The organism is Sphingomonas sp. SKA58 (assembly GCF_000153545.1).
GTDB classification, from domain to species: domain Bacteria; phylum Pseudomonadota; class Alphaproteobacteria; order Sphingomonadales; family Sphingomonadaceae; genus Sphingobium; species Sphingobium soli.
Map to the genome: position 1 here is coordinate 636,965 of NZ_CH959306.1, position 23,181 is coordinate 660,145.

Here is a 23,181-nt window from a genome sequence, read left to right on the forward strand (position 1 = left end):
CCATCCCTGACCGGATGCGGCGTTCCGTCAGACCCGGCGGAAGGGATAGGGCGCGGCGGTCCGTTCATAGCTGTGCAGATCCAGCGCGCGCGTGACCGGCGGTAGTGCCCGGTCCGGGCAGGCCCGCCGCTCGCATAGCGGGCAGCCCGGCCCTACCTCGGTCGCTTCGCCCCGCTCGGCGTCGAACCCATCGGCATGGACGATGCGGGCGGCGTGTTTCGCCTCGCAACCCAGCGCGATGACGCTCCGCGCTCGCGCGCCCGTCGCACCGCGCGGCACGCTCACGGCCAGCGTGACGAACCGTTTGCCTTCTATCGTCTCGATCAATTGCGGTGCGATCGCCCCGGACGCGGGCGCGTCATGCGCGTCCCAGCGCGGGCAGGTGCCGCCATAGCGGGCAAAGGGCCAGGCCTCGCCATCGAACCGCTTGGCGATCTGTCCCGCCCCATCGACCTTTGCCATGAAAAAGGGGATGCCGCGCGCCCCGGTGCGGTTGAGGCTGGTCAGGCGATGCGCCAGTTGCTCCATCGACACGCCGAACCGGTCGCACAGCAATGGCAGGTCGTGCCGGCTCTGCTCGGCCGCCTGGCGAAACCGCTCATAGGGCATGACGAGCGCGGCGGCGGCATGGTTGGTGAGTGCGATCGTCGCGAGTCGGCGGCTGTCCTCGTCCGGCGGCGCGGCGCGCGCAACCTGCGCGGCGATGGCCTCGGCCAGTTCCTGCGCCACCAGATGCCAGGCTACGCCAAACAGTCGGCCCGATGGGGCCAATCGCTCGCTCAGCATCAGGCGGCGGCGGTGCATGTCGAAATGGCGCAGCCGTCCCGCGATCAGGTCTGCCCGGACCGTCTGCACGCTGATTCCATGCCGGTCCTTGAGCCGCGTGCGCAAGGCCGCCTGAAGCAGCGCCGGGTCTTCCGGCAAATCCGCCGCGATCACTTCCGCGCCGGCGTCGATCTCGGCAAAATGATTGCCCGCCCGCGCGATCATCTCGCGCAACCAGTCGATCGGCGCGGTCATCGGGACCCGCTCCGCCCCGCCCGCAAGCGCCTCCCCCGGCACCCGGCGCAGGTCGGTCAGCGCCCGGTAGAAACGCGCCACCGCCTCGGTCACGCCCGGATAATTTTCCGCGACCTCCAGCACCTCGTCGCGCGATATGCCGATGTCGCGCACCAGCGCGTCGGACAATATCTCGCCCAGTTCGCGCGGCCCGCCATCGGTCGAGGGTGCGGCGAAATCGCGAATGTCGATGTCATAGGTATTGGCGAGCCGCAGCATCATCTGGGCCGTTAACGGACGCTGGTTACGCTCCAGATGGTTGAGGTAGCTCGGCGACACGCCCAGTTCCTCGGCCATCTGCGTCTGGCTGAGCCCCAATTCGCGGCGGAGCACGCGGAGCTTGGGGCCTAGATAGAGTTTGCGGTCGCCTACACCTGCCATGCGGTCACTATGTCATGATTTGACACTATGACCAATCCAAATCATGACTGGCGGCCACTCATCGGCCTGTAAGCCGCCGCCGCATCTGTCTACATCGCTGTCCATGGCCCCAACGCTATGTGGCATCACACAAGGAAACCGACTCATGCAGGCGCAGACGATCGAACCGACCCACGGCCATCCCCAGCCCGCCCGTTCGCGCGCGGTGTTCAGTCAGGAGGATTTCAGCCTCATTCGCACCGCCATCGCCCATTATCTGCGCGAAGTGCAGGACCAGCCTGAATCGGTCAAATATGCCAATCTCTATCATCGCCTCGGCCGCGTGGCCTGACGGTATCGGCTAGGAGAGGAAAAGGCGCGGCGGGCAACCGACCGCGCCTTCGTCTTGCCTAGAACAGCTGTGTCAGCCCATAGAATAGCGCGCCGATCGCCGCGGCGGCGGGCAGGGTGACGACCCAGGCGACGATGATGCGCGACGCGATGTTCCAGCGCACGGCCGACAGGCGGCGCGACGCGCCCACCCCGACGATGGCGCCGGTAATGGTATGAGTGGTCGACACCGGCACGCCCAGATGGGTCGCCATGAACAGGGTGATAGCCCCTCCGGTTTCGGCGCAGAAACCCTGTGCCGGCGTCAGCCGCGTGATCTTCGACCCCATGGTGTGGACAATTTTCCACCCGCCCAGCAACGTGCCCAGCCCCATCGCCGCCTGGCAGGACAGGATCACCCAGAAGGGTACGTAGAAGGTGCCGCCCATCATGCCCTGCGAATAAAGCAGCACGGCGATGATCCCCATCGTCTTCTGCGCGTCATTGCCGCCATGCCCCAGCGAATAGAGCGAGGCGGATACCAGTTGCAGCTTGCGGAACACCCGGTCCGCGCCCTGCGGCGTGAAGCGGCGGAATATCCAGCTCACCACCAGCACCAGCATCAGCGCCAGGAACAGGCCGACCGCCGGCGACAGGACGATGGCGACGCTGGTCTTGAACACCCCGCTCCACACCACGGCGGGCAGGCCCGCCTTGGATACGCCCGCGCCCAGCAATCCGCCGATCAGCGCATGGCTGGACGAGGACGGTATGCCCAGCGCCCAGGTGATGAGGTTCCAGCTGATCGCCCCCATCAGTGCGCCGAAGATGACCTGCGGGTCGATGATGCTGGCATCGACGATACCCTTGCCCACCGTGGTCGCCACATGCAGGCCGAAGAAGAGAAAGGCGATGAAGTTGAAGAAGGCCGCCCAAGCGACCGCATATTGCGGCTTGAGAACGCGGGTCGACACGATGGTCGCGATCGAATTGGCGGCGTCGTGCAGCCCGTTCAGGAAATCGAACAGCAGGGCGACGCCGACCAGCGCGATCAGCAGCGGAAGGGCGATGGGGTCCATGGGATGCGCGCGGGATCAGGCGTGGTCGATGACCAGGCCGGAAATCTCGTTGGCGACATCCTCGAACCGGTCGGTCACCTTTTCCAGATGGCTGTAGATTTCCCGGCCGACGATGAAGTCCATCGGATTGCCGTCGCGGGCCTGCGCATAAAGAAGTTTCAGCCCGTCTTCATGCAATATGTCGGCATGGCCTTCCAGCGTGACCAGCCTCTCCGTCAGGTCGTGCAGCCGCGCGGCGTTGAGGTTGAGCGATCGCAGCAGCGGGATCGCTTCCTCCGTGATGCGCGCGCATTCGACGATTAGAGCGCTCATATCCTGCATCTGCGGCGGGAATGTCGTCACTTCGTAGAGCGCGACCGCCTTGGCAGTCTGGTTCATCTGGTCGATCGCGTCGTCCATCACCCCGATGAGGTCGGTGATCGCGCTGCGGTCGAAAGGCGTGACGAAGATGCGCCGCACGTCCTTCAGCACATCGCGGATGATGTCGTCGGCGACATGCTCCTGATCGGAAATGGTGCGGATATGGGTCGCCATGTCCGGTCCGCCCTGCATCAGCCGCGCCAGCGCATCCGCGCCCGCGACCAATGTCGTGGCATGATCCTCAAACTGTTCGAAGAAACGCCCCTGCTTGGGCATCAGCGCGTGGAACCAGCGCAATAGACCTGTCCTTTCATTCTGCCGGTCGCGCATAGCGATCAGGACGCGAAAGAACCAGCCCGGATCGGCGGGGGGTTTGCGGAAGCGCGCGATGATGGATTGCAGGTCCGGCTCGTCCACCGCTTTCGCCGCTTCGGCGAGCGGGAACCAGCGCAGTTCGCGCTGCCCCTGTTCGGGCCAGTGGGTCAAGTGGCGGGTGACGGCCAGGGGGAATACGTCGACCATCGCCTCGCGCGATCCGCCCTTGCGGCGGCGCTTGTCATAACGGTAGCGGCCGATTCGGGCCGGGCAGGCGATGCCCTGTATCCCCGCTTCCTCATAGGCTTCCAGTTCGGCGGCGCGATGCCCCGCAAGCCCCTTCATGCGATTGCCCTTGGGAATCACCCAGCGTCCGGTATCGCGCGATGTGATCAGCAGGATCTGCATCGAACCATCGGCGGCGGTCGTATAGGGCAGGGCGGCGATCTGGCGCATCGATCGCATGTAACATAAACGTCATAATGCGCAATCGGCCGGTCGGGGCCGGGACGCATCGTCCGGCCCCGGTTCCGTGCCTTATAGCGAGAAGCGCGCCGTCACGCGGATGTCGCGGCCGGCCAGCGGCGCGAAATCCTTGAGGAAGCTGGCATGGCGCCGGGCCTCCACGTCAAAGATATTGTTGGCCGACAGCATCAGCGTGGTGCGGTCGTTGCCGGGCAGCGGCTTGAACGACAGCGATGCGTTGACCATCGTATAGCCGTCGGTCGGCGTTTCGAAGTCCGTCACCCGATCCTGATCGAACACATGCTCGACTTCGGCGCGGGCGGACAGCCGATCGCCCTGCGCTTCCAGCCCGCCCAGCAGCCGCAGCGGCGGGATGCGCGGCGCGGGGCCACTGCCCTTGATGGTGGCGCGGACATAATCGGCAACGCCATCGACATTGATCGCATAGCTGCCCAGCTGCGCCAGCTTGACCGTCGCCTCCGCCTCGAACCCGTAATAGCGGGCATCGGCCTGGTTGAAGGCGTAGCAGGGAAATTCCAGCTCCTCGCCGCCATTGACCGCCTGGCACGCGCTGTCGGCGGCGACGCTTTCATAGATATAGCCGCTGAACCAGTTATGGTAGGCCGCCAGGCTGAAGCTGTAGCCGTCGCCCGATCCGCGCAGCGTGCCTTCCAGGCCCCAGCTTTTTTCCTTGCCGAAATCGGGGTTGCCCAACTCAAAGGCCTGCGTACCGGCATGATTGCCGCGCGCGAACAACTCCTCGGCCGATGGCGCGCGTTCGCTGCGCGACGCGTTCAGGCCCACGCGCCAGCCGGGCATGATCGCCTGGCTGATGCCGATGGAACCGGACAGCGCATCGAAGCTGCGGCGGCGCCCGTCGAAAAACAGCGCCTCGTCGGCGTCGGCACTGACATTGGTATGTTCAAAGCGCGCGCCACCTTCCAGCCGGGTGTCGCCCAGGTCCAGCGATTGCAGCGTGAAGAAGCCGATCTGGTTGGTTTCATTCTTGGGCAGGAATTTTTCTTCGCCTTCGACCTCAAAGCGGCGCGTGAAGAACTGCGCGCCGAACGCGCCGTCCCATCCGCCGCGCTTGGACTGCACGAATTCCAGCCGGCTTTCCATCGACTGGTTGTAGAAGGTCGTGCCGACCTCACCCGTATCCTCGATTTCCTGATGCTGATAATCGGCATAACCCGCGCGCAGGCGGATGCTGTCGAGGACGCCGCCGTTGACGGCGACTTCGCCGCGCAGGTCGACGCGGTCCTGCTTCATGCGCAGCCGCACCTCCTCCGCCTCGCCATCGGGGTCGAGCGCATAGCGCACCGGCACACCGTAGAAATTGTCGGTATGCGCGAACGACACGCCCAGATTGCCGCCATCGTCGATATAGGCCGCGCCGCCGGCCACTTCCCATACGCGCCCGGCGCTGTTGGGCAGCTTGCCTTTGAGGTTCGCTAGGTCGGCAATCTCCGCGTCGCCGCTCGCCGCCGCCTGCGCGCGCAGCGCCGGCGTCAGAATATAGTTGCCAGTGTCAAGATCGCCGGTCTTGCTGTAGCTGCCGTCCAGATGGACGACGAACTTGTCGGCCAGCGGCACTTCGATTTCGCCCGCGCCCGTGCGCTCATTGGCGGCGCTGCCATAGGTGCCGATCGCGTCGATATGTATCGGCTCATCGGGCACGCGGCGCGGAATGCGGCTGTCGATCACATTGACGACGCCGCCGATCGCCGACGACCCATAGAGCAGGGCGGACGGCCCGCGCAGGATTTCGATGCGATCGGCGGTCAGCGGATTGATCGCCACGGCATGGTCGACCGATGTGTTCGACACGTCGAAGCTGCCGATGCCATCGGTCAATATGCGTACCCGCTCGCCCTGAAAGCCACGCAGGATGGGGCGCGATGCGCTGGGGCCAAAGGAGGTCGCCGACACGCCCGGCTGACGCGCCAGCGTTTCGCCGATGCTGGGGCGCAGTTCGCGAGTCAGCTTCTCACCGGTCAGGACGCTGGTGCCCGACAATATGTCCCCCTGCCGCCGCGGGATCAGGGCGGTGACGACAATGTCGGCGCGCTGGTCATGATAGCTGCCATCCTGATCCGCGTCGGCGGCCGGCGCGGTCTGGGCAAGGCCCGGGACGGAAAGGCACAGCAGCGGCAGGGCGCAGCCGGCGCGCAGCATCGAAAAGCGGGACATGGAGGATCAACCCTTTGACTATGATCTGATGCCGACCCTGTATCTAGGATGTTACACCGTAACAAGCCTGTTCGTCGGAAATTTGCGACGATGCGCCACGACGCGGAAACATGGCGGCAATGACAATGGCGGCTTATAGAAACAGATAGTCGGCCAGCGCCTCGGCCGCCGGCTTGTCGGCCAGATGCGGTCCCACCGCCTGCCGGATTTCGATGGCGGGCAGGGGCATGTCCAGCGCCAGCCGCCGGATGCCGCTCATCCGGCCAAGGTCGCGCGCCAGGGGGCCAAAGGCGGCAAAGCAGCCGGCTCCATCACGCAGCGCCTCGACGATCTCCAGCATATTGTCGCTTTCCAGCGCTGCCATCGCAAAGGATGCGCGCCCGCGCGCCAGTGCCGCCTCGACGATGTCGCGCATTCCGTTGCTGCGTTCCATCGTCAGCAGCGGCGTCGCGGCGAGGTCCGCGCGCGCCACCATGTCCGCGCGCGCCAGCCTATGGCCGCTTCCGGCATAAAGGTTGAGCGGCTCCGACCAGCCATAGCGGGACGGGGGCGCGGCCGGCTCTTCCAGCGCGTAGAAATAGGCGATGTCGGCGCGCCCGCTCGCTAGTGCCGCCGCGGCGTCGTTCGCGCTGTGGACATGCAGGTCGATGCTGATGGCGATATCGTCATTGGCCGCCTCGAACGCGGCGAGCGCGTCCTGGAAATGGCCGAAGATCGGCGCGGGCGCGGCCAGGATGATCGCGTCGCGCGGCGGCGTGGGCTGCGCTGCTTGCAAAGGCGGCATATCCGATGCTGGCGTATCGAGGGCTGTCGGCGCGTCGCCGCCCAGCTGCATCATCGCCTGCGCGGTCTTGCGCCCGGCCGGCGTCAGCCGCGCTTCGCCGCCTGGATCGTCGAACAGCCGATAGCCCAGCCGCATCTCCAGCGCCGCGATCCCGTCCAGCACCTCGGGCCGGGTCAGACCCATATCCTCGGCACAGCGCGCCACGCTGCCCGCCGCCACCATCTGCGCGAAAATATCCAACTGGCGCAGGGACGGGCTGCTCATGCGCCGGTGATAGAGGAAATGGCCTCCATGCGTAAGCGCCATCTTCGCGCGCTTTCCACGCAAAGCCGGGTTGACGAACCCCCCGCGATGATGGCAGGGCGCTCCTCTGCCGGGCGGGTATAGCTCAATGGTAGAGCACTAGCCTTCCAAGCTTGTGATGCGGGTTCGATCCCCGCTACCCGCTCCAGCCATTCCGTACATCGTTTATCCCTCACGCTTGCGCCGGCGGCCCTGAACTGCCGCGTTCGATCAGGGTGAAGCGGAATTCGGGTGTGTCGCGTGTGTCTTGCGCCAGCGCGTCGATGACAGTGCGGCCCATTTCCTCCAGCGGCTGGCGCACGGTGGTCAGCGGGGGCCAGGATGTCAGGCTCGCCGACGTATCGTCAAAGCCGGTGACGGACAGGTCTTCGGGCACGCGCAACCCAATCCGGTGCGCCAGCGTCAGCACGCCCAGCGCCATGTCGTCATTGGTGGCGAAGATGGCGGTCGGCGGGTGCGGCAGCGCCAGCAATGCCTCGCCCGCCGCGATCCCCGACGCGAAATCGAACCGGCCGGGCACGAACAGCGCGTCCTCCGCCGCGATGCCCGCCGCCGCCAGCCCTTCGCGAAAGCCATCGACCCGGCGCAGCGCGGCATGGTGGGTCGCGGGCGGGGTGATGACGCCGATGCGGCGATGGCCAAGGCCGGTCAGATGATCCGCGACCATCCGGCCCGCCGCCTGTTCGGGCGTGGAGATGGTGAAGCTGGGCGAGGGCCCGGAACCGGCAATGCGCGCGCAGGGCAGCTGCATCTGCGCCAGCCTGTCGAGCAGCGGCTGGTCGTCGGCCAGCGGCGGGACGAGCAGCACGCCATCGGGCCGCAGCGCCGCGACCAGCCGGTCGAGCACGTCGAACCGTTCCTCTCCGCCCGGCGATAGTGGTTCGACCACCAGATGATAGCCCAGGTCCCTGCACCGCCAGGCCGCGCCCATCTGGATGCGGCTGACATAGCCGGGCGCGGGGTTGTTATAAAGGAATGCGATCATGAACGACCGCCCGCCCGCCAGCCGCCGCGCGGACTGGTTGGGGCGATAGCCCAGCTGCGCGATCGCCGCCTGCACCCGGTCCCGCAACGCGTCGCTGACATTGGGCGCCTTGTTGACGACGCGGGACACCGTCTTGATCGAGACTTTGGCGAGGGCGGCGACGTCGTGAATGCTGGTCATGGGTTCTGGCTCATGGCGCGGGGAGGCGTTTGTCATGCCCCTTTGTCGTCGCGCTTGGCAAGCCATGGCGCGCTCCCTTATGGTGGCGCGATGGGCACTGTCATCAATCTGCGTCAGGCGCGCAAGCGCAAGGCTCGTGCCGACAAGGCGGCGAACGCGGCCGCCAATCGGGCGCTCCATGGCCGCACGAAGGCCGAACGTTCGGCGCAGGCGGCCCAAGAGGAGCGCCAGAATGCCGTGTTGAGGGGCGCATTTCGCGAGTCGCCTCAAGAAAAAGATCAGTAATGATCTCTGTAGGATGAATAATCGTTTAGCGAAGGTGAGATGTCCTGGCCTTCATGCGATGAACATCCGTTCATAATGATCGCTTCGCCTTATCGTCCTTTCGGTTCGTCCTTGATGCGGCCAGTTCATGCAAAGATTCGGACCAGTCGATGGTTGATGATCCACTATGACTGGACATATTCGCACCATCCGCCCCGCCAGGGCCGCGATCGCCGCTGTTCTGGCCTTTACCGCAACGCCTCTGCTGGCGCAGGACATTGTGCCGCCCGCTGTTGCGCCCTCGGCCGCGCCGGAGGCGAGCATCGTCAGTCCGCCGGCAATGACCCCGGCACAGGCCGCGCCGGCCGTGGCGACGCCGGGAAGCACGATGGCAGGAAGCACTATGCCTGCAACCCCGGTGTTTCAGCCGAGCGCGCCTGTCGTGCAATCGACCGCCCCGGTTGAACAGCGCATCGCCGAGGCACGTGCCGCTGCCGAGGCGGAGCAGGCAAGCAGCCGCGCTACGGATCAGGCGAACCGCCCATCCGCGCGTCAGGCAACCGCTCGCCAGGCTGCCCCCACGCCCGAATCCACGGCAATGGATGCGCCGGCCGCGCCAGTGACGTCGCCCGCCGCCGCGACGGAGGCGCCGACTCCGCCAGCCCCATCCACGACGGATCGCGCCCCGGCAGATATGCCGGCTGCCGCCGCCACCGCGCCATCGACGGTCGCTGAAGCCCCGGCAAAAGCCGCGCGTACGGATCAGGCGCTTCTGTGGGCCATGGGTGGCGGCGCGCTGCTGCTGATGGGCCTGGGTGGCGCGATGGTGATGCGCCGCCGACGCCCCGTTGCGGAGGACGGAGTTGTTACGCCAACCTATGCCACCGCTGCGGCAATGCCTGAGCCCGCGCCTGCTATGGTCGGTCCGGCGCGGACGACGCCTGTAGAGCATGCGCCCGCCAGCCGGCCCTCGATCGGTGCGCGTCCGGCGATGGCCCCGGCGATGGTTACGCCACAGGACGCGACGCTCGACGCCATGGTCGCCGCGCCCCCCAGCCCGGAAAATCCCTTTACGACCCGGGCCAAACGCACTCGACGCGCCCGTTTCCTGCTGGCCCAGCGTGAAGCGGCGGCCCGCACGCCCGATGCGCCGCAAACAGTACATGCCGAACCAGTTGCACCACACGGTCCGGCGACGCAGGATCGCAGCCAGATGGTCTACCGCTTCGACAAGGATGGTCCGCGTAGCGGCTTCCTGAAACCGCGTACACGCTGATCGGCGCTGGCCCCCGCCACGCAATCAAGAAAGGCAACGAAGGCCGGGCCATGCGCTCGGCCTTTTTGCGATCCCGGCCGCGCCAGTCCGGTTGCGCTTTTTCGGCGTGACTGATACCGGGCGCGCGCACGCCTTTACGCGCCGTTTCCATCAGAAAGAGTCGCCGCTCCATGACCGAAAAGATCAATCGCATCGTCCTCGCCTTTTCCGGCGGTCTCGACACCAGCGTGATTTTGAAATGGTTGCAGCAGACCTATGGCTGCGAGGTCGTGACCTTCACCGCTGATTTGGGGCAGGGGGAAGAACTGGAGCCCGCCCGCGCCAAGGCGCAACTGATGGGCGTCAAGCAAGAGCATATCTTCATTGACGACCTGCGCGAAGAATTTGTGAAGGACTATGTCTTTCCGATGATGCGCTCCAACGCGCTTTATGAGGGGCTGTACCTGCTCGGCACGTCGATCGCCCGGCCGCTGATCGCCAAGCGGCAGATCGAAATCGCGAAACAAGTGGGCGCGGACGCGGTGAGCCATGGCGCGACCGGCAAGGGCAACGACCAGGTTCGCTTCGAACTGGGCTATTACGCGCTGTCGCCGGACATCAAGGTGATCGCCCCCTGGCGCGAATGGGATTTGACCAGCCGCACGAAGCTCATCGAGTTCGCCGAAAAGCATCAGATCCCCATTCCCCGCGACAAGCGCGGCGAAAGCCCCTTTTCGACCGACGCGAACATGCTGCACACCTCTTCGGAAGGCAAAGTGCTGGAAGATCCGTGGGAAGAAACCCCGGACTATGTCTATTCGCGCACCGTGAACCCGGAAGATGCACCGGACGCACCGGAATATATCACGATCGACTTCGAACGCGGCGATGGTGTTGCGATCAATGGCGTGGGCATGTCGCCTGCGACCTTGCTCGAAACATTGAACGACTATGGCCGCAAACATGGCATAGGCCGGCTTGATCTGGTCGAAAACCGCTTCGTCGGCATGAAGTCGCGCGGCATGTATGAAACGCCCGGCGGCACCATCTATCATCTCGCCCATCGCGGGATCGAGCAGCTGACGCTCGACCGGGGCGCTGCGCATCTGAAGGACGAACTCGCGCCGCGTTACGCCGAACTCATCTATAACGGTTTCTGGTTCAGCCCGGAGCGTGAGATGCTCCAGGCCGCGATCGACCATAGCCAGGAAAAGGTAACGGGCACCGTCCGGCTCAAGCTCTACAAGGGCGGCGTCCATGTCGTCGGGCGTAAATCGCCCTATTCGCTCTACAGCGAAAAGGTCGTGACGTTCGAGGATGACGCTGGCGCCTATGATCAGCGCGATGCGGCCGGCTTCATCAAGCTGAACGCCCTGCGGCTTCGTCTGCTCGGACGGCGCGACCGCTGATCGCACCGGGGGGGGGGGTGGGCGCAGCCGCCAGAGCCGCCACCCCCGTCGTCCCCGCGCAGGCGGGGACCCGCCTTGCCCCTCGGCCATTCCTGCGAAAGGACGCCTCCGCCATCCCTGCGGACAGCCTCTGCCTGATACATTTCGCGACAAATTCGGCGGTGGCCTGACAAAGTTGCGGGACAACTGGTTTCCATAAGGGTCATCAAGGACGCGGCACCGGCCTCGTTCGGATGAACCAAGCCAAGGAAACAGATATGCTTCGCCAATTTTTCACCACCGTCGCGGTCGGATTCCTGTTCGTCGGGGGCCTTGCCGCCACCCATGTCGCTTTCGCCCAGCCCGGCGCAGACGGCCCCCGTGGCCCGCGCGGCGGCATGATGATGCAGGCCGACGCGAACAAGGATGGCAAGATCAGCAAGGCGGAACTCACGGCCGCGCTCGACGCGCGCTTTGCCAGGATGGACGTCGACAAGGACGGCCAGCTGACGTCCAAGGATCGTGACCTCAAGCGCCAGCAGCGCATGGACGAACGCTTCGCCCGGCTCGACACCGACAAGAATGGCCAGCTCAGCAAAGCCGAACTCGCCGCCGGTCAGCAGGCCCGCGCCGACAAGCGCGCTGAAATGGGCAAGGGCGAAGGCGGCCGTCACATGGGCAAGCGCCATCATCGCGGCCCCGGCAAGGGCATGATGCACGGCGCGCGCGGCGGCTTTGCCGACGCGAACAAGGACGGCACGATCACCAAGGCCGAATTTACCGCTGGCGCGATGGCCATGTTCGATCGGGCTGACAGCAACAAGGATGGCTATGTCACCGCCGACGAAATGAAGGCCGGCCGTCAGGCGATGCGCGCTGCGTGGAAGGACCGCAAAGCGTCCGCTCAGAACTGAGCCGCGTGACTGTCGGCGGCCCGGCGCACGGGATTTCCTCTCCCTCGGCCCCGCGCACCGACCGTCCGGCCTTCATCGGAAGGGCGGGGGCCTGGCCTTCGCCCTTCCAACCATGAACAACCCATGACAGACAGGCATGATGAGCGACCGTCCCCACCTCCTGCTCGTCGATGACGAGCGTTCGATCCGCGAACCGCTGGCGCAATATCTGTCCCGCAACGGCTTTCGCGTGACCGCCGTCGACAGCGCCGCGGAGGCGCGGGTGCGGCTCAACGCCAACGCCATCGACCTCGTCATCCTCGACATCATGATGCCGGGCGAGGACGGCCTGTCGCTCTGCCGCCATATCCGCGAGACGAGCGAGATCCCGGTCATCTTGCTCACCGCGAAATCGGAGGAGACGGATCGCATCGTCGGCCTGGAAATGGGCGCGGACGATTATGTGCTCAAACCCTTTTCGCCGCGCGAACTGGTCGCCCGCATCAAGGTGATCTTTCGCCGCGTCGCCAGTGGCGGCCAGCGCGTCACCGCGCCCGATGGCGCGACCTATGCCTTTGCCGGCTGGCTGCTCAAATCGCAGGAACGCACGCTGATCGACAGCGAAGGCGTGTCGCTGCCGCTGTCCACCGCCGAATATAATCTGATGTTGGCCTTTGCTACGCGCCCCAATCAGGTGCTGAGCCGCGACCAGCTGCTCGACATCACCCAGGGGCGCGAAGCCAACGCCTTCGACCGCGCGATCGACAATCAGATCAGCCGCCTGCGCAAGAAGATAGAGCCAGACCCCAAGAACCCGACGCTCATCAAGACCGTCTGGGGCGGCGGCTACACGCTCTCGGCCGAAGTGCGCAAATTGTGACGCGCGCCGCATGACGATACGCCGCTTCTGGCCGCAAAGCCTGGTCGGGCAGGTGATCCTGCTGGTCGCGCTGGCGCTGTTCGTGGCGCAGGCGATCAATTTCGGCCTGCTGCTGCGCGAACGCAACCGGCTGACGCTGACGGGCCAGACCGCGCCGCTCGCCTATCGCGTCTTGACCGCGCTTGATCAACGCGCCGACCGCACGCCCGACCGCGCCTCCCCGCGCGAAGGGCGGGCTGACCGGCGCCAAGCCCGCAATATCCGCTTTCTTGCCGCGCAGCCCGCGCTCGGCGGCAAGCCCCGGCCCGACGTCGCGGATCGCGCGCGCGACATGCTGGCGGATATGGGGCTTGCCGTGCGCCAGGTGATCGCGGCGGAGGACAGCCGCGTCATGCCACTCCGCCGCTGGGAAAGGCTCCGCCTGCGCCAGGGGGAGGCGCCCGATGATCGCCGCGTCGGCCGGCTGCAACTGGCCGTCGAATATGATGCGGGCCAGTGGCTGCTGGTCGAAGGGCGCATCGGTAATCGCCCGCCGCGCTTTGGCGGCTGGCTGGCGGGGCAGACGCTCATCCTCTACATCATCGTGCTCGCGCCGCTGCTGTGGATCGGCCGCCGCCTTGCGCGCCCGCTGCGCCAGCTGACCGCCTCGGCCCAGCAATTCGCTCGCACGGGCGCAGCCGATCCGGTGGACGAACGCGGGCCGGGCGATGTGCGCGATCTCACCATGGCCTTCAACGCCATGCGCGCGCGCATCATCGCCATGCTGGATGAAAAGGACCGGATGCTGGGCGCGATCGGCCATGACCTGCGCACCCCGCTCGCCTCGCTGCGCGTGCGCACCGAATCGGTGGAGGATGACGCCGAGCGTGCACGCATGTCGGACACGATCGACGAAATGAACCGTATGCTGGAGGATATTCTCTCGCTCGCCCGCGCCGGCCGCAGCGCCGAAAACCCGCAAAAGGTCGACCTGTCGGCGCTGGCGGACGCGGTTGTGGAGGATTTCGTCGAGCTGGGATCGCCCGTCACCCTGGCCGACAGCGCCCGCGCGGTCGCTCTGGTCCGCCCGCAGCAAATCCGCCGCGCGCTGCGCAACCTCATCGAAAACGCCATCGTTTATGGCGATCGCGCCCATGTCAGCGTTTCCCACTTGCCCGGCCAGGTGCGTATCACCGTCGCCGACGAAGGCCCTGGCATCGCGCAGGACCGCATGGCCGAAATGCTCGAACCCTTCACCCGCCTGGAAGGCTCGCGCAACCGCGAAACCGGCGGCGCGGGCCTCGGCCTTGCGCTCGTCCGTGCGATCATGACCGAACATCATGGCGAACTCCTCCTCGCCAACCGCCCGGAAGGGGGGCTGGAGGCCAGCCTGGTGCTGCCCGCCTGACATTGGACGATTAAAAGGGCGACGCGGCGTCACTATTATGCTACATCATGGCCATCGCGCGACCCATGCCGCAAGCATTCGCCGTGACAGAGAGACCATTGTGCTCCCGCTTGCCAGCCAGGGAGCCAAATATTGGACGATCTCAATTATCTGTTGATGCGGGAACAGGAAGAACTGATCCGCTATCATAGCGCGCATACGCCTGAAATATCTTCCGCCCATCGTCGATCGGCGGCCGATTATAATCGACGTATTCGCCAGCATCCTCATCCCTATCGGTCGGAACGCGCCGATGGCTCGGCGAGCTTCACCCTTTCCGCGCATGTGGAGGTGCGGGCATGAGCCGCGCGATCAACGTCAAGGGCACGCCCGAAGCGGTCACGGCCCTGTGCGCCAGCCATGCGCTGCGCATTTCGGTGATCGAACCGCTGCAATCGGGCGGCGTGCGCGTCGTGATGCTGGACCCGCGCGAGGCCGACACGCTGCGCGGACTGATGAAGGGCAAGCTGATCCAGGGTGAAGTGGTGCGCTCCGCCTCGCATGTCGCGCGTCAACTGCCGGCCGCGACCTCTCGCCGATGACCGAACGCCAGCAAGCGGCCCTCCGCACCCCCAGCGCGGCGCAGGCGGCAAGCCCGCCCGCCCAGACGCGCCGCAATCGCGACAGCGACCTGATCCGCGCCCACGCCAAAATCCTCGCCGTCACCCAACGCGAGGCCCAAGCACGCCGCCCCCGCGACGCGGGGTAGCGGTAAGGGCTGTCATGGGCGCACCACCTTTGGGCTGGCATTCCAGACGATCCTGATAGGACCGGCATTTACCCAATTGCGTCTTGGCATCCAAAGTAACTCCGCGTAATGGTATCGTTAACACAATACGATGCGGAGAGGGTTTCCATGCGACATATATGCGCGCTGTTATTGCTGGCTAGCCTATGCGGCCTGCCTCAGGTTGGCATCGCCGCTACCGCCCCGCGCACCGATCTGCCGCATTTCGAACAACGCGGCGCCGCAACGCAGCTAATCGTGGATGGCAAACCCTTTCTGGTGCTGGGCGGCGAGGTCAAGAACAGCAGCACCAGCAACCTTGTCCATTTCAGTCGGAAATGGCCATTGCTGGTCCGCGACAATCTTAACACGATCTTGGTGCCCGTCGCATGGGAGACCATCGAGCCGGTCGAGGGCCAGTTTGACTTTAGTAATGTCGATGGCCTGATAAAGGGCGCGCGCGATCATGATCTGCGGCTGGTATTTCTCTGGTTCGGCACTTGGAAGAACACGTTCTCCAGCTATGTCCCTTCCTGGGTGAAGCGCGACACGAAGCGGTTTCCGCGCATGCAGACTGCGGATGGACGCGGGACGGAACGCATTTCCGCTCTGTCCACCACAGCTCGCGATGCCGACGCGCGTGCCTTTGCGCAACTGATGCGGCATTTGAAGGCCGTGGATGGCGCGCGCCAGACGGTGCTGATGGTGCAGGTGGAAAATGAGGTCGGCGTCATTCCTGAATCGCGCGACCACGCGCCCGACGCCGAAGCCGCTTTTGCCGGGCCGGTCCCTGTGGAGTTGATGACCTATCTGACCGAGCATCGCGCGACACTTAACCCGGAATTGCGCGCCGCGTGGGAAGCCAATGGAGGGCGGGCCAGCGGAAGTTGGACCGAGGTCTTCGGGGACGAAGGCATGACGGATTCTCTGTTCATGTCCTGGTCCTATGCGCGCTATATTAATCATGTCGCTGCGGCTGGCAAAGCGGAATATGCGCTGCCCATGTTCACCAATGCGGCGCTGATCCGGCCCAATTACGAGCCGGGCCAGTATAATTCGGGTGGCCCGCTGCCTTTTGCCATGGATCTTTGGAAGGCGGGTGCGCCGGCCCTCGATTTCCTTGCTCCCGACATTTATTTCGACAATTATGCCTATTGGGCGTCTCAATATCGACGCCCCGATAATGTGCTGTTCGTGCCCGAAGCGCGGGGCGGGGCGATCGGTGCGGCCAATGCTCTTTACACGTTCGGCGCGCTCAAGGGTTTCGGCTTCTCGCCCTTCGGCATTGACGAGCGCGGCGTGCAATTGGCTGGAGATCCGAGCGTCGGGCTCGGCACTGGCGGGGATGGCGACCCTGTGATCGGCGCGCTCTATGGCCAGCTCGAACAACTCGCGCCGTTGGTGCTTGAGAAGCAGGCAGAAGGAAAGATCTCGACTGTTATCATGGAGGGCTCGGCGCAACGATCGGGCCGGGGGCGGATCGGCGATTATATGGTCAACATGGCCCGCGCGAACGGACCCGATGGTAATGTCGATCCTGACAGCCGCGTCGCGGCGATGTTCCTCCAAACCGGACCGGACGAATTCATCGTCTTGGGGGCTGGCGATATGCAGGTCAGCTTTACCACGGACCGTCCCGGACCGCCGATTGTCGGTATTGAGAGTATCGACGAACAAATCTTGAAGGATGGGACGATGTCCGCCGGGAGAAGACTGAACGGCGACGAAAATGGCCAGGGTCAATCCCTGCGGCTCTCCTCATCGGACGCTGCCGAAAACAAGGTCTATCGCGTCCGCCTCTATCGGTATCGCTGACAGCTTATGATCACTGGCAACCGATCCCTGCCCTTGGCGACGGGGGCATAGGGCTGCTGCATCGGTCTTCCGATCTACCAAATAAAAAGGGGCCGCTTTTTCAAGCGGCCCCTTTCGCATCCTCTCCCTTGTGACAGGGATGTGTCTTTTGCGCTGGCTCAGTCGGCCTTCGACTGGAGGTTCACCGCGGCATATTTGCCGCGACGGTCGACTTCCAGTTCGAAGTCGAGGCGGTCGCCTTCGTTGAGGGCGGCCATGCCTGCGCGTTCGACGGCGCTGATGTGGACGAAGGCGTCGGGCTGGCCGTCATCGCGCTGAATGAAGCCAAAGCCCTTCATCGCGTTGAAGAATTTCACCGTACCGCTCGCGCGCTCACCGGTCAGCTGCCGCTGCGGGCCGCCACGGTCGCCGCCGCCAAAGCCGCCGCGATCGTTGCCGAAGCCGCCGGCGCGCGGTTCGCGCGGAGGCGCGCGATCGGTCACCGGCATCGGTTCGCCGTCGATCACCAGGTCGGTGGCGGACACTTTGCCGCCGCGATCGACCAGCGTGAAGCCGAGCGGCTGGCCTTCGGCGAGGCCCGTGAGGCCGGCCTGTTCCACCGCGCTGATATGAACGAACACGTCTTCGCCGCCATCGTCACGAACGATGAAGCCAAAGCCCTTCTGTCCGTTGAAGAATTTAACGACGCCCTTGCCTTCGCCGACCACCTGCGCGGGCATGCCGCGACCACCGCCGCCGCCGCCGCCGCCAAAACCGCCGCCACCGCCAAAGCCGCCGCGGCCACCACCGCCGCCGCCGCCGAAGCCGCCGCGGTCACCGCCGCCAAAACCGCCACGATCGCCGCCGAAACCGCCACCGCCGCCGCCGAAGCCGCCGCGATCACCGCCGAAACCGCCGCCGCCAAAACCGCCGCGGCCCTGATCGTAGAAATTGTCGTCGCCGAAACCGTCGCGCTTGTCCTTGCCGCGCCCGCCGCGGCGACCTCTATCAAAACTCATGCCCTGTTAGTCACTTTCGCTTCGCCCCAAGACCAATCGGACAAACATGTCGGGCGAATGACATGCAAAATCCACCGCAAAGGCGGGTTTGGGAATCACTATATCAACTTTTCAGGGCCATGCGAATGATTTTCACCTCTTCGGACCCGATCCGTTCCTTTTCGCGATATTATCGCTATCCTGTGCATCCTGCCGCATGTGCGCGTCCGCTCGTCGCGCAACGGGGCTCCTGCATTGCGTCGATTGCGGTGCGGGCGGTTTCGCCATAGAGGGGGTGGCATGACCGTTCATTTCCATGAAGAAGATCTGCCCGTCGGCGTGCTCGCGCCTGGGCCGATCGCCGTCGATACCGAAACCATGGGGCTCATCACCCCGCGCGACCGGCTGTGCGTGGTCCAGATCAGCGACGGGAAGGGGGACGAGCATCTGGTCCGCTTCAACCCCGGCAGCGATTATGCCGCGCCCAATCTGAAGGCCGTGCTGGCTGATCCTGAGCGCCTCAAACTCTATCATTTCGGCCGCTTCGATATTGCCGCGCTGCGCCATTATCTGGGCATCGTCGCCGCGCCGGTCTATTGCACGAAGATCGCCTCACGCCTGGTGCGCACCTATACCGACCGCCATGGCCTGAAGGAATTGGTGCGCGAATTGCTGGGGCAGGACATCAGCAAGCAGCAGCAATCGAGCGACTGGGGCGGCCCGGTCCTGTCCGACGCGCAAAAGGATTATGCCGCGTCCGACGTGCGGTTCCTCCACCAGCTCAAGGCAGAACTGGACAAGCGGCTGGAGCGGGAAGGGCGGATGGAACTGGCCCAGGCCTGTTTCGATTTCCTGCCGCACCGGGCCGAACTGGACCTGGCGGGCTGGCCGGAAACCGACATTTTCGCGCATATGTAAGGGGGACGGGGACGCACCGCCATGTCCGTTCAGGCCGAACAGCAACGTAATGTACGCCGCCATTGGGCGCGGCCGGGGGGCAGCCATGACCGACTGGTCAAGCTGCTCAAAAACTGGCTGCCCGTGTCGGTCGGCATACTCGCCGCGCTGCTCGCCACCGCGCCTTTCACCAGCGGCGACAAGGTCAGCTTCGTGCTCGACAAGAACAAGGTGGAAGTGGCCAAGGAACGCATGCGCGTCAGCGAAGCGCTCTATCGCGGCGAAGACAGCAAGGGTCAGCCCTTTTCACTGCGCGCCGGATCGGCGGTGCAGAAAAGCTCACGCGAACCGATCGTGGACCTGAACGACATGTCCGCGCGCATCCTGTTGTCGGATGGTCCCGCCGTGCTGACCGCGCAAAAGGGCCGCTACGACATGGAAAGCGAACGCGTCGCGATCGAAGGGCCTGTGCAGTTCCAGGCGGCGGGCGGCTATCGCCTCACAACCCGCGACGTCGGCGTCGATCTCACGACGCGGCGAATGCGCAGCGCCGGCCGCGTCGACGGGCGCATTCCCATCGGCACGTTCAGCGCCGATCATCTCGAAGCCGACATGGGCGCGCGCACCGTGACATTGGACGGCCGCGCCCGCTTGCGTATCGAACAAAATGGCCTCAAAGGGCAGAAGTGATGAAACGCACCCTCATCCTGCTTTCGACAGGCTTTCTGGCCACCACTGGCGTGATGATCGTCGGCTCTGGCGGCCCCCTGTTCGCGCAGGCGCTCCGCAATCATGACAGCAACGCCCCGGTCAATTTCACCGCTGACCGGATTGAGGTGCAGGACCGCGCCGACCGCGTCGTCGTGTCGGGCAATGTCGTCGTGACGCAGGCGGGCATGACGCTCAACGCCGCGCGCATGACCGTCGCCTATCGCAACCAGCCGGGCGGCGGCGCCAATGGCGTCGAAATCGACCGCATCGACGCATCGGGCAATGTCGTCGTGACCAAGGGCGATCAGACCGCGCGCGGCAATGTCGCCATTTACGACCTCAATGCCAAGCTGATCACGATGCTGGGCAATGTTGCGCTGACGCAGGGGGCGAATCGGCTCACCGGCGGACGGCTGGTGATGGATTTGAACAGCGGGCGATCGACCGTCGATGGGCGCTCCAGCGGCGGCGGCGCGGGCACCTCTACCAGCCCCAGCGGACGGGTCTCGGGCACCTTCTCGGTGCCGCAGCGCAGCAACTGACCGCGCCCCGCAAAGGCGACAGGTGCGGAGCGTTTTTTACAAAATGGCAGGATTCGCAATAATGCGCCTTATTGCGAACGGCTAAGCATCTGATTTACAACGATAATGTTTGATCCTGGCGGCGCGGAAATGCAAAACGCCTAACAGCCGTCGCTTTTGCTGTCGCGCTATAGGCATGAAAAAGGGCGCCACCCGCCGGTAGCGCCCCATGTTCGATCGGCTAGGAAATCACGCCGCCGCGCGACGTTCCTTCAGTTCCTCGTTCAACATTTCCGCCAGCAGGAAGGCCAGCTCCAGGCTCTGCGCCGCGTTGAGGCGCGGGTCGCAATGGGTGTGGTAGCGGTCCGCCAGACCTTCGTCGGTGATGGCGATCGCGCCGCCGGTGCATTCGGTGACATTCTGCCCGGTCATTTCGGCATGGATGCCCCCGCCAAAGCTGCCCTCGGCGCGATGCACGGCGAAGAAACCCCGCACCTCGGCCAGGATGCGGTCGAACGGCCGCGTCTTGTAGCCATTGGGCGCCTTGATGACATTGCCGTGCATCGGGTCGCACGACCAGACGACCGGATGCCCTTCGCGCAGCACCGCGCGCACCAGCTTGGGCAGGCCCGCCTCGATCTTGTCATGGCCATAGCGGGTGATGAGCGTGATGCGGCCTGCTTCGCGTGCGGGGTTCAGCACGTCGAGCAGGCGCAGCAGCGCGTCCGGCTCCAGGCTCGGCCCGCATTTCATGCCGATGGGATTGCCGATGCCGCGCAGATATTCGACATGCGCCGACCCTTCAAAGCGGGTGCGGTCGCCGATCCACAGCATATGCGCTGACGTGTCATACCATTCGCCGGTGATCGAATCCTGCCGGGTCAGCGCTTGTTCGAACGGCAGCAGCAACGCTTCGTGGCTGGTGTAGAAGCTGGTTCCGCCCAGCTGCGGCACGCTCTCCGCGTCCAGCCCGCAGGCGCGCATGAAGTCGAGCGCCTGGCCGATCTGGTCGGCCATTGCCTCGAACTTCGCGGCCCAGGGGCTGCGGCCCATGAAGTCGAGCATCCAGCCATGCACCCGGTCGAGGCTGGCATAGCCGCCCGTCGAAAAGGCGCGCAGCAGGTTCAATGTCGCAGCGGACTGATTATAGGCGCGGACCATCCGCGCCGGGTCCGGCTCCCGCGACTCGGCTGTAAAGGCGATGTCGTTGACATTGTCGCCGCGATAGCTGGGCAATTCCACCCCGCCGATCGTCTCGGTATCAGCCGATCGCGGCTTGGCGAACTGGCCCGCCATGCGGCCGACCTTCACCACTGGCAGCTTGGACGCAAAGGTCAGCACCACCGCCATCTGGAGCAGCACGCGGAACGTGTCGCGGATATTGTTGGGGTGGAATTCGGCAAAGCTCTCGGCGCAATCGCCGCCCTGCAACAGAAACGCCTCGCCAGTCGTCACCTTGGCAAGATCGGCCTTCAGGTTGCGCGCCTCGCCCGCAAAGACGAGCGGCGGAAACTGGCCAAGCTGAGCCTCGACCGAAGCGAGCGCCGCCTGGTCCCGATAGACGGGCATCTGAATGCCCTTTTGGCTCCGCCAGCTTTCCGGCGTCCACTTCGCCGCCACGTCTCTTCTCCTTCGCATGCATCAAAATAGGCGCCGCACCTACGCCGCCACGCAGGTCAAGGCAAGTTTATAGCGGTCCTGCCCGTCCGCCGCGCAATGATTTGTCTCGATCAGGCTGATCGACCAGGCCATCAGTCCAGTCGCCAGTCCTGCCGTCAGTCCTTGCGTCGGGCGGTGAAGTCGAACGTCACCGCCACCTGCGGGGCCAGGCTGCCGCCGCTCTCCCCGTTGCCCACATCATAGGCCGCGCGCGCGATGCTGGCGATGCCGCGCACCCGCCGCGTCGCGCCGTCGCCCGACAGGCTGAACCGGATGGACTGGGGCTTGGAGATCCCTTTTAGCGTCAACATGCCATCGGCGCTGTAGCGGCCGGGGCTGGTTTCCTGTGCGCCCTTGGCGGTGAAGGTCGCGGTTGGATGGGCGGCGGTCGCGAAAAACTCGTCGCCGGGCAGCATCCCGTCCTTATAGGCGTCGCCGACGCTCGCCGACGTCATGTCGATCGTTACGGCGATGTCCGCGCTTTCGGGCCGGGCGGGGTCCATGACGATGTTCGCGGTCCATTTGGAAAATGTGCCGCTGATCGTCTCACCGTCATTGCCCACCGAAAATCGGATGGCGCCGCCCGGCTGCACGGCCCACGTCGCTGGCTCTGCGGTCGTGTCCTCGGCCGCGTCGCTGGCGTTGGCGACCGCATTGTCCACCTCCGTCGCGGCAGTGGCATTCTGCGCTTCGGCGACATTGGCGGCGTCGTTGCCCATATCGACGTCCTGCGCAACCGGCGCCGGGGCGGGCGGCGCGCCGGTCGGCACGATCGCGCTTCCGGCCAGGAAGCCGATCAGGATCAGCGCGGGCAATGCCACCAGCCACAGCTGCGAGCGGCCCGGCACCATCCGCCAGAGCAACCCGTCGCGCAGCAGCAGATGATGGCGCAACGCGCCCGCGACATGCAGCAGGAACAAGGCAATGCCGATCCAGGCGATCACGCCATGGCTGCCCTCGGCCAGTTCGTGCGCGCCAGCGGGCACCGGCAGATGGGGCAGGGGGATGACGCCAAAGATCAGTGTCGGCACCTTGACCTTCGCAGTGGAAACCAGCGCCCAGCCCGTCAGCGGCGCGGCCAGCATGAAGGCATAGAGCCCGAAATGCACGGCAGAGGCCAGGCTTCCCTGCCAACCGCCTTCCTTTGCTGGCGGACGCGGCTTCCAGTAACGGACGGCGATCCGCAACAGCGTCAGCGCCAATATGGTGATGCCGACCGACTTGTGCAGCTGGAACAGGTTGAAGCCGCGCGCGCCCAGATCTTCCAGCGCCCATCCCACGGCAATCTGGAACGCCAGCAGGGCGGCGATCGCCCAGTGCAGGATGATGGCGGCTATGCTGTAGCGCTGCGGCAT

General features: G+C 65.2%; 23 protein-coding genes and 1 tRNA gene. 15 read left to right on the plus strand and 9 right to left on the minus strand.

From position 1 onward, the window contains the following. Positions 1–27 precede the first annotated feature (27 nt). Complete coding sequence (locus SKA58_RS03585; RefSeq protein ID WP_009820984.1) at positions 28–1,440, minus strand: helix-turn-helix domain-containing protein; 1,413 nt, start codon at positions 1,438–1,440, stop codon at positions 28–30. Between the two features lie 145 nt (positions 1,441–1,585). Here SKA58_RS03585 and SKA58_RS03590 point away from each other — a divergent pair, with 145 nt between their 5' ends. Continuing rightward, positions 1,586–1,771 carry a hypothetical protein gene (locus tag SKA58_RS03590; protein ID WP_009820985.1) on the plus strand — a complete coding sequence of 62 codons (186 nt, stop codon included), beginning with the start codon at positions 1,586–1,588 and terminating at the stop codon, positions 1,769–1,771. 58 nt (positions 1,772–1,829) lie between these two features. On the opposite strand, the gene SKA58_RS03595 is transcribed toward SKA58_RS03590, so the two are convergent. The 4 genes from SKA58_RS03595 to SKA58_RS03610 form a co-directional block, all read right to left on the minus strand. Beyond that, positions 1,830–2,828: an inorganic phosphate transporter gene (locus SKA58_RS03595; protein WP_009820986.1), complete on the minus strand. Its 999-nt coding sequence runs from the start codon at positions 2,826–2,828 to the stop codon at positions 1,830–1,832. Between the two features lie 15 nt (positions 2,829–2,843). After that, positions 2,844–3,959, minus strand: a complete 1,116-nt coding sequence (locus SKA58_RS03600) for a DUF47 family protein (protein ID WP_037542530.1) — start codon at positions 3,957–3,959, stop codon at positions 2,844–2,846. A gap of 81 nt (positions 3,960–4,040) precedes the next feature. After that, entirely contained in the window at positions 4,041–6,161 is a 2,121-nt protein-coding gene (locus SKA58_RS03605; RefSeq protein ID WP_037542079.1) for a TonB-dependent receptor, read from the minus strand. Positions 6,162–6,294: 133 nt separating this feature from the next. Beyond that, on the minus strand, positions 6,295–7,209 hold the full coding sequence (locus SKA58_RS03610) for a LysR family transcriptional regulator (RefSeq protein ID WP_037542532.1): 915 nt from the start codon (positions 7,207–7,209) through the stop codon (positions 6,295–6,297). Between the two features lie 113 nt (positions 7,210–7,322). Between SKA58_RS03610 and SKA58_RS03615 the strand changes: the two genes are divergently transcribed. Then, a tRNA-Gly gene (locus tag SKA58_RS03615) sits at positions 7,323–7,396 on the plus strand. A 24-nt stretch (positions 7,397–7,420) separates the two neighbouring features. Here SKA58_RS03615 and SKA58_RS03620 read toward each other — a convergent pair. Continuing rightward, positions 7,421–8,413: a LacI family DNA-binding transcriptional regulator gene (locus SKA58_RS03620; RefSeq protein WP_037542081.1), complete on the minus strand. Its 993-nt coding sequence runs from the start codon at positions 8,411–8,413 to the stop codon at positions 7,421–7,423. A gap of 90 nt (positions 8,414–8,503) precedes the next feature. On the opposite strand from SKA58_RS03620, the gene SKA58_RS03625 reads away from it, so the two are divergent. The 10 genes from SKA58_RS03625 to SKA58_RS03665 all read left to right on the plus strand — a co-directional run bounded on the left by SKA58_RS03625 (position 8,504) and on the right by SKA58_RS03665 (position 17,061). Beyond that, a complete protein-coding gene (locus SKA58_RS03625) occupies positions 8,504–8,698 on the plus strand; it encodes a DUF4169 family protein (RefSeq protein WP_009820991.1) in 195 nt (64 codons plus the stop codon). A gap of 166 nt (positions 8,699–8,864) precedes the next feature. Continuing rightward, entirely contained in the window at positions 8,865–9,953 is a 1,089-nt protein-coding gene (locus SKA58_RS03630) for a hypothetical protein (RefSeq protein WP_009820992.1), read from the plus strand. Positions 9,954–10,123: 170 nt separating this feature from the next. After that, positions 10,124–11,341, plus strand: coding sequence for an argininosuccinate synthase (locus tag SKA58_RS03635; RefSeq protein WP_009820993.1), 1,218 nt, complete (start codon positions 10,124–10,126; stop codon positions 11,339–11,341). A 257-nt stretch (positions 11,342–11,598) separates the two neighbouring features. Continuing rightward, on the plus strand, positions 11,599–12,234 hold the full coding sequence (locus tag SKA58_RS03640; RefSeq protein ID WP_037542535.1) for an EF-hand domain-containing protein: 636 nt from the start codon (positions 11,599–11,601) through the stop codon (positions 12,232–12,234). 139 nt (positions 12,235–12,373) lie between these two features. Further along, a complete protein-coding gene (locus SKA58_RS03645) occupies positions 12,374–13,093 on the plus strand; it encodes a response regulator (RefSeq protein WP_037542536.1) in 720 nt (239 codons plus the stop codon). Positions 13,094–13,103: 10 nt separating this feature from the next. After that, a complete protein-coding gene (locus SKA58_RS03650) occupies positions 13,104–14,480 on the plus strand; it encodes an ATP-binding protein (protein ID WP_009820996.1) in 1,377 nt (458 codons plus the stop codon). 132 nt (positions 14,481–14,612) lie between these two features. Next, on the plus strand, positions 14,613–14,822 hold the full coding sequence (locus SKA58_RS03655; protein WP_009820997.1) for a hypothetical protein: 210 nt from the start codon (positions 14,613–14,615) through the stop codon (positions 14,820–14,822). After that, positions 14,819–15,061 carry a hypothetical protein gene (locus SKA58_RS03660; RefSeq protein WP_009820998.1) on the plus strand — a complete coding sequence of 81 codons (243 nt, stop codon included), beginning with the start codon at positions 14,819–14,821 and terminating at the stop codon, positions 15,059–15,061. Before SKA58_RS03655 ends, SKA58_RS03660 begins: the two co-directional genes overlap by 4 nt. Then, positions 15,058–15,228 carry a hypothetical protein gene (locus tag SKA58_RS20220; protein ID WP_009820999.1) on the plus strand — a complete coding sequence of 57 codons (171 nt, stop codon included), beginning with the start codon at positions 15,058–15,060 and terminating at the stop codon, positions 15,226–15,228. The genes SKA58_RS03660 and SKA58_RS20220 overlap by 4 nt, the downstream gene beginning before the upstream one ends. Before the next feature lie 147 nt (positions 15,229–15,375). After that, complete coding sequence (locus SKA58_RS03665) at positions 15,376–17,061, plus strand: GH35 family beta-galactosidase (RefSeq protein ID WP_009821000.1); 1,686 nt, start codon at positions 15,376–15,378, stop codon at positions 17,059–17,061. A 158-nt stretch (positions 17,062–17,219) separates the two neighbouring features. On the opposite strand, the gene SKA58_RS20460 is transcribed toward SKA58_RS03665, so the two are convergent. After that, positions 17,220–18,059, minus strand: a complete 840-nt coding sequence (locus tag SKA58_RS20460; RefSeq protein ID WP_037542085.1) for a cold-shock protein — start codon at positions 18,057–18,059, stop codon at positions 17,220–17,222. A gap of 279 nt (positions 18,060–18,338) precedes the next feature. On the opposite strand from SKA58_RS20460, the gene SKA58_RS03675 reads away from it, so the two are divergent. Genes SKA58_RS03675 through SKA58_RS03685 form a run of 3 tightly spaced genes read left to right on the plus strand, consistent with a single transcriptional unit; the run spans position 18,339 to position 20,188 of the window. Further along, complete coding sequence (locus tag SKA58_RS03675) at positions 18,339–18,956, plus strand: ribonuclease D (RefSeq protein ID WP_009821004.1); 618 nt, start codon at positions 18,339–18,341, stop codon at positions 18,954–18,956. Positions 18,957–18,977: 21 nt separating this feature from the next. Continuing rightward, positions 18,978–19,625, plus strand: a complete 648-nt coding sequence (locus SKA58_RS03680; RefSeq protein WP_009821005.1) for a hypothetical protein — start codon at positions 18,978–18,980, stop codon at positions 19,623–19,625. Beyond that, positions 19,625–20,188, plus strand: coding sequence for an LptA/OstA family protein (locus SKA58_RS03685; RefSeq protein WP_009821006.1), 564 nt, complete (start codon positions 19,625–19,627; stop codon positions 20,186–20,188). Before SKA58_RS03680 ends, SKA58_RS03685 begins: the two co-directional genes overlap by 1 nt. A gap of 228 nt (positions 20,189–20,416) precedes the next feature. Here the strand turns inward: SKA58_RS03685 and SKA58_RS03690 are convergent, their stop codons facing one another. Together SKA58_RS03690 and SKA58_RS03695 are read right to left on the minus strand one after the other, a co-directional pair. Next, positions 20,417–21,787 carry a class II 3-deoxy-7-phosphoheptulonate synthase gene (locus SKA58_RS03690; protein ID WP_009821007.1) on the minus strand — a complete coding sequence of 457 codons (1,371 nt, stop codon included), beginning with the start codon at positions 21,785–21,787 and terminating at the stop codon, positions 20,417–20,419. A 155-nt stretch (positions 21,788–21,942) separates the two neighbouring features. Continuing rightward, positions 21,943–23,181, minus strand: coding sequence for a cytochrome b/b6 domain-containing protein (locus SKA58_RS03695; RefSeq protein ID WP_009821009.1), 1,239 nt, complete (start codon positions 23,179–23,181; stop codon positions 21,943–21,945).

Bases quoted from the DNA above. Each gene is read 5' to 3' on its own strand.
- SKA58_RS03585 (WP_009820984.1), bottom strand. From the start codon at position 1,440: ATGGCAGGTGTAGGCGACCGCAAACTCTATCTAGGCCCCAAGCTCCGC.
- SKA58_RS03590 (WP_009820985.1), top strand. From the start codon at position 1,586: ATGCAGGCGCAGACGATCGAACCGACCCACGGCCATCCCCAGCCCGCC.
- SKA58_RS03595 (WP_009820986.1), bottom strand. From the start codon at position 2,828: ATGGACCCCATCGCCCTTCCGCTGCTGATCGCGCTGGTCGGCGTCGCC.
- SKA58_RS03600 (WP_037542530.1), bottom strand. From the start codon at position 3,959: ATGCGCCAGATCGCCGCCCTGCCCTATACGACCGCCGCCGATGGTTCG.
- SKA58_RS03605 (WP_037542079.1), bottom strand. From the start codon at position 6,161: ATGTCCCGCTTTTCGATGCTGCGCGCCGGCTGCGCCCTGCCGCTGCTG.
- SKA58_RS03610 (WP_037542532.1), bottom strand. From the start codon at position 7,209: ATGAGCAGCCCGTCCCTGCGCCAGTTGGATATTTTCGCGCAGATGGTG.
- SKA58_RS03620 (WP_037542081.1), bottom strand. From the start codon at position 8,413: ATGACCAGCATTCACGACGTCGCCGCCCTCGCCAAAGTCTCGATCAAG.
- SKA58_RS03625 (WP_009820991.1), top strand. From the start codon at position 8,504: ATGGGCACTGTCATCAATCTGCGTCAGGCGCGCAAGCGCAAGGCTCGT.
- SKA58_RS03630 (WP_009820992.1), top strand. From the start codon at position 8,865: ATGACTGGACATATTCGCACCATCCGCCCCGCCAGGGCCGCGATCGCC.
- SKA58_RS03635 (WP_009820993.1), top strand. From the start codon at position 10,124: ATGACCGAAAAGATCAATCGCATCGTCCTCGCCTTTTCCGGCGGTCTC.
- SKA58_RS03640 (WP_037542535.1), top strand. From the start codon at position 11,599: ATGCTTCGCCAATTTTTCACCACCGTCGCGGTCGGATTCCTGTTCGTC.
- SKA58_RS03645 (WP_037542536.1), top strand. From the start codon at position 12,374: ATGAGCGACCGTCCCCACCTCCTGCTCGTCGATGACGAGCGTTCGATC.
- SKA58_RS03650 (WP_009820996.1), top strand. From the start codon at position 13,104: ATGACGATACGCCGCTTCTGGCCGCAAAGCCTGGTCGGGCAGGTGATC.
- SKA58_RS03660 (WP_009820998.1), top strand. From the start codon at position 14,819: ATGAGCCGCGCGATCAACGTCAAGGGCACGCCCGAAGCGGTCACGGCC.
- SKA58_RS20220 (WP_009820999.1), top strand. From the start codon at position 15,058: ATGACCGAACGCCAGCAAGCGGCCCTCCGCACCCCCAGCGCGGCGCAG.
- SKA58_RS03665 (WP_009821000.1), top strand. From the start codon at position 15,376: ATGCGACATATATGCGCGCTGTTATTGCTGGCTAGCCTATGCGGCCTG.
- SKA58_RS20460 (WP_037542085.1), bottom strand. From the start codon at position 18,059: ATGAGTTTTGATAGAGGTCGCCGCGGCGGGCGCGGCAAGGACAAGCGC.
- SKA58_RS03675 (WP_009821004.1), top strand. From the start codon at position 18,339: ATGACCGTTCATTTCCATGAAGAAGATCTGCCCGTCGGCGTGCTCGCG.
- SKA58_RS03680 (WP_009821005.1), top strand. From the start codon at position 18,978: ATGTCCGTTCAGGCCGAACAGCAACGTAATGTACGCCGCCATTGGGCG.
- SKA58_RS03685 (WP_009821006.1), top strand. From the start codon at position 19,625: ATGAAACGCACCCTCATCCTGCTTTCGACAGGCTTTCTGGCCACCACT.
- SKA58_RS03695 (WP_009821009.1), bottom strand. From the start codon at position 23,181: ATGCCGCAGCGCTACAGCATAGCCGCCATCATCCTGCACTGGGCGATC.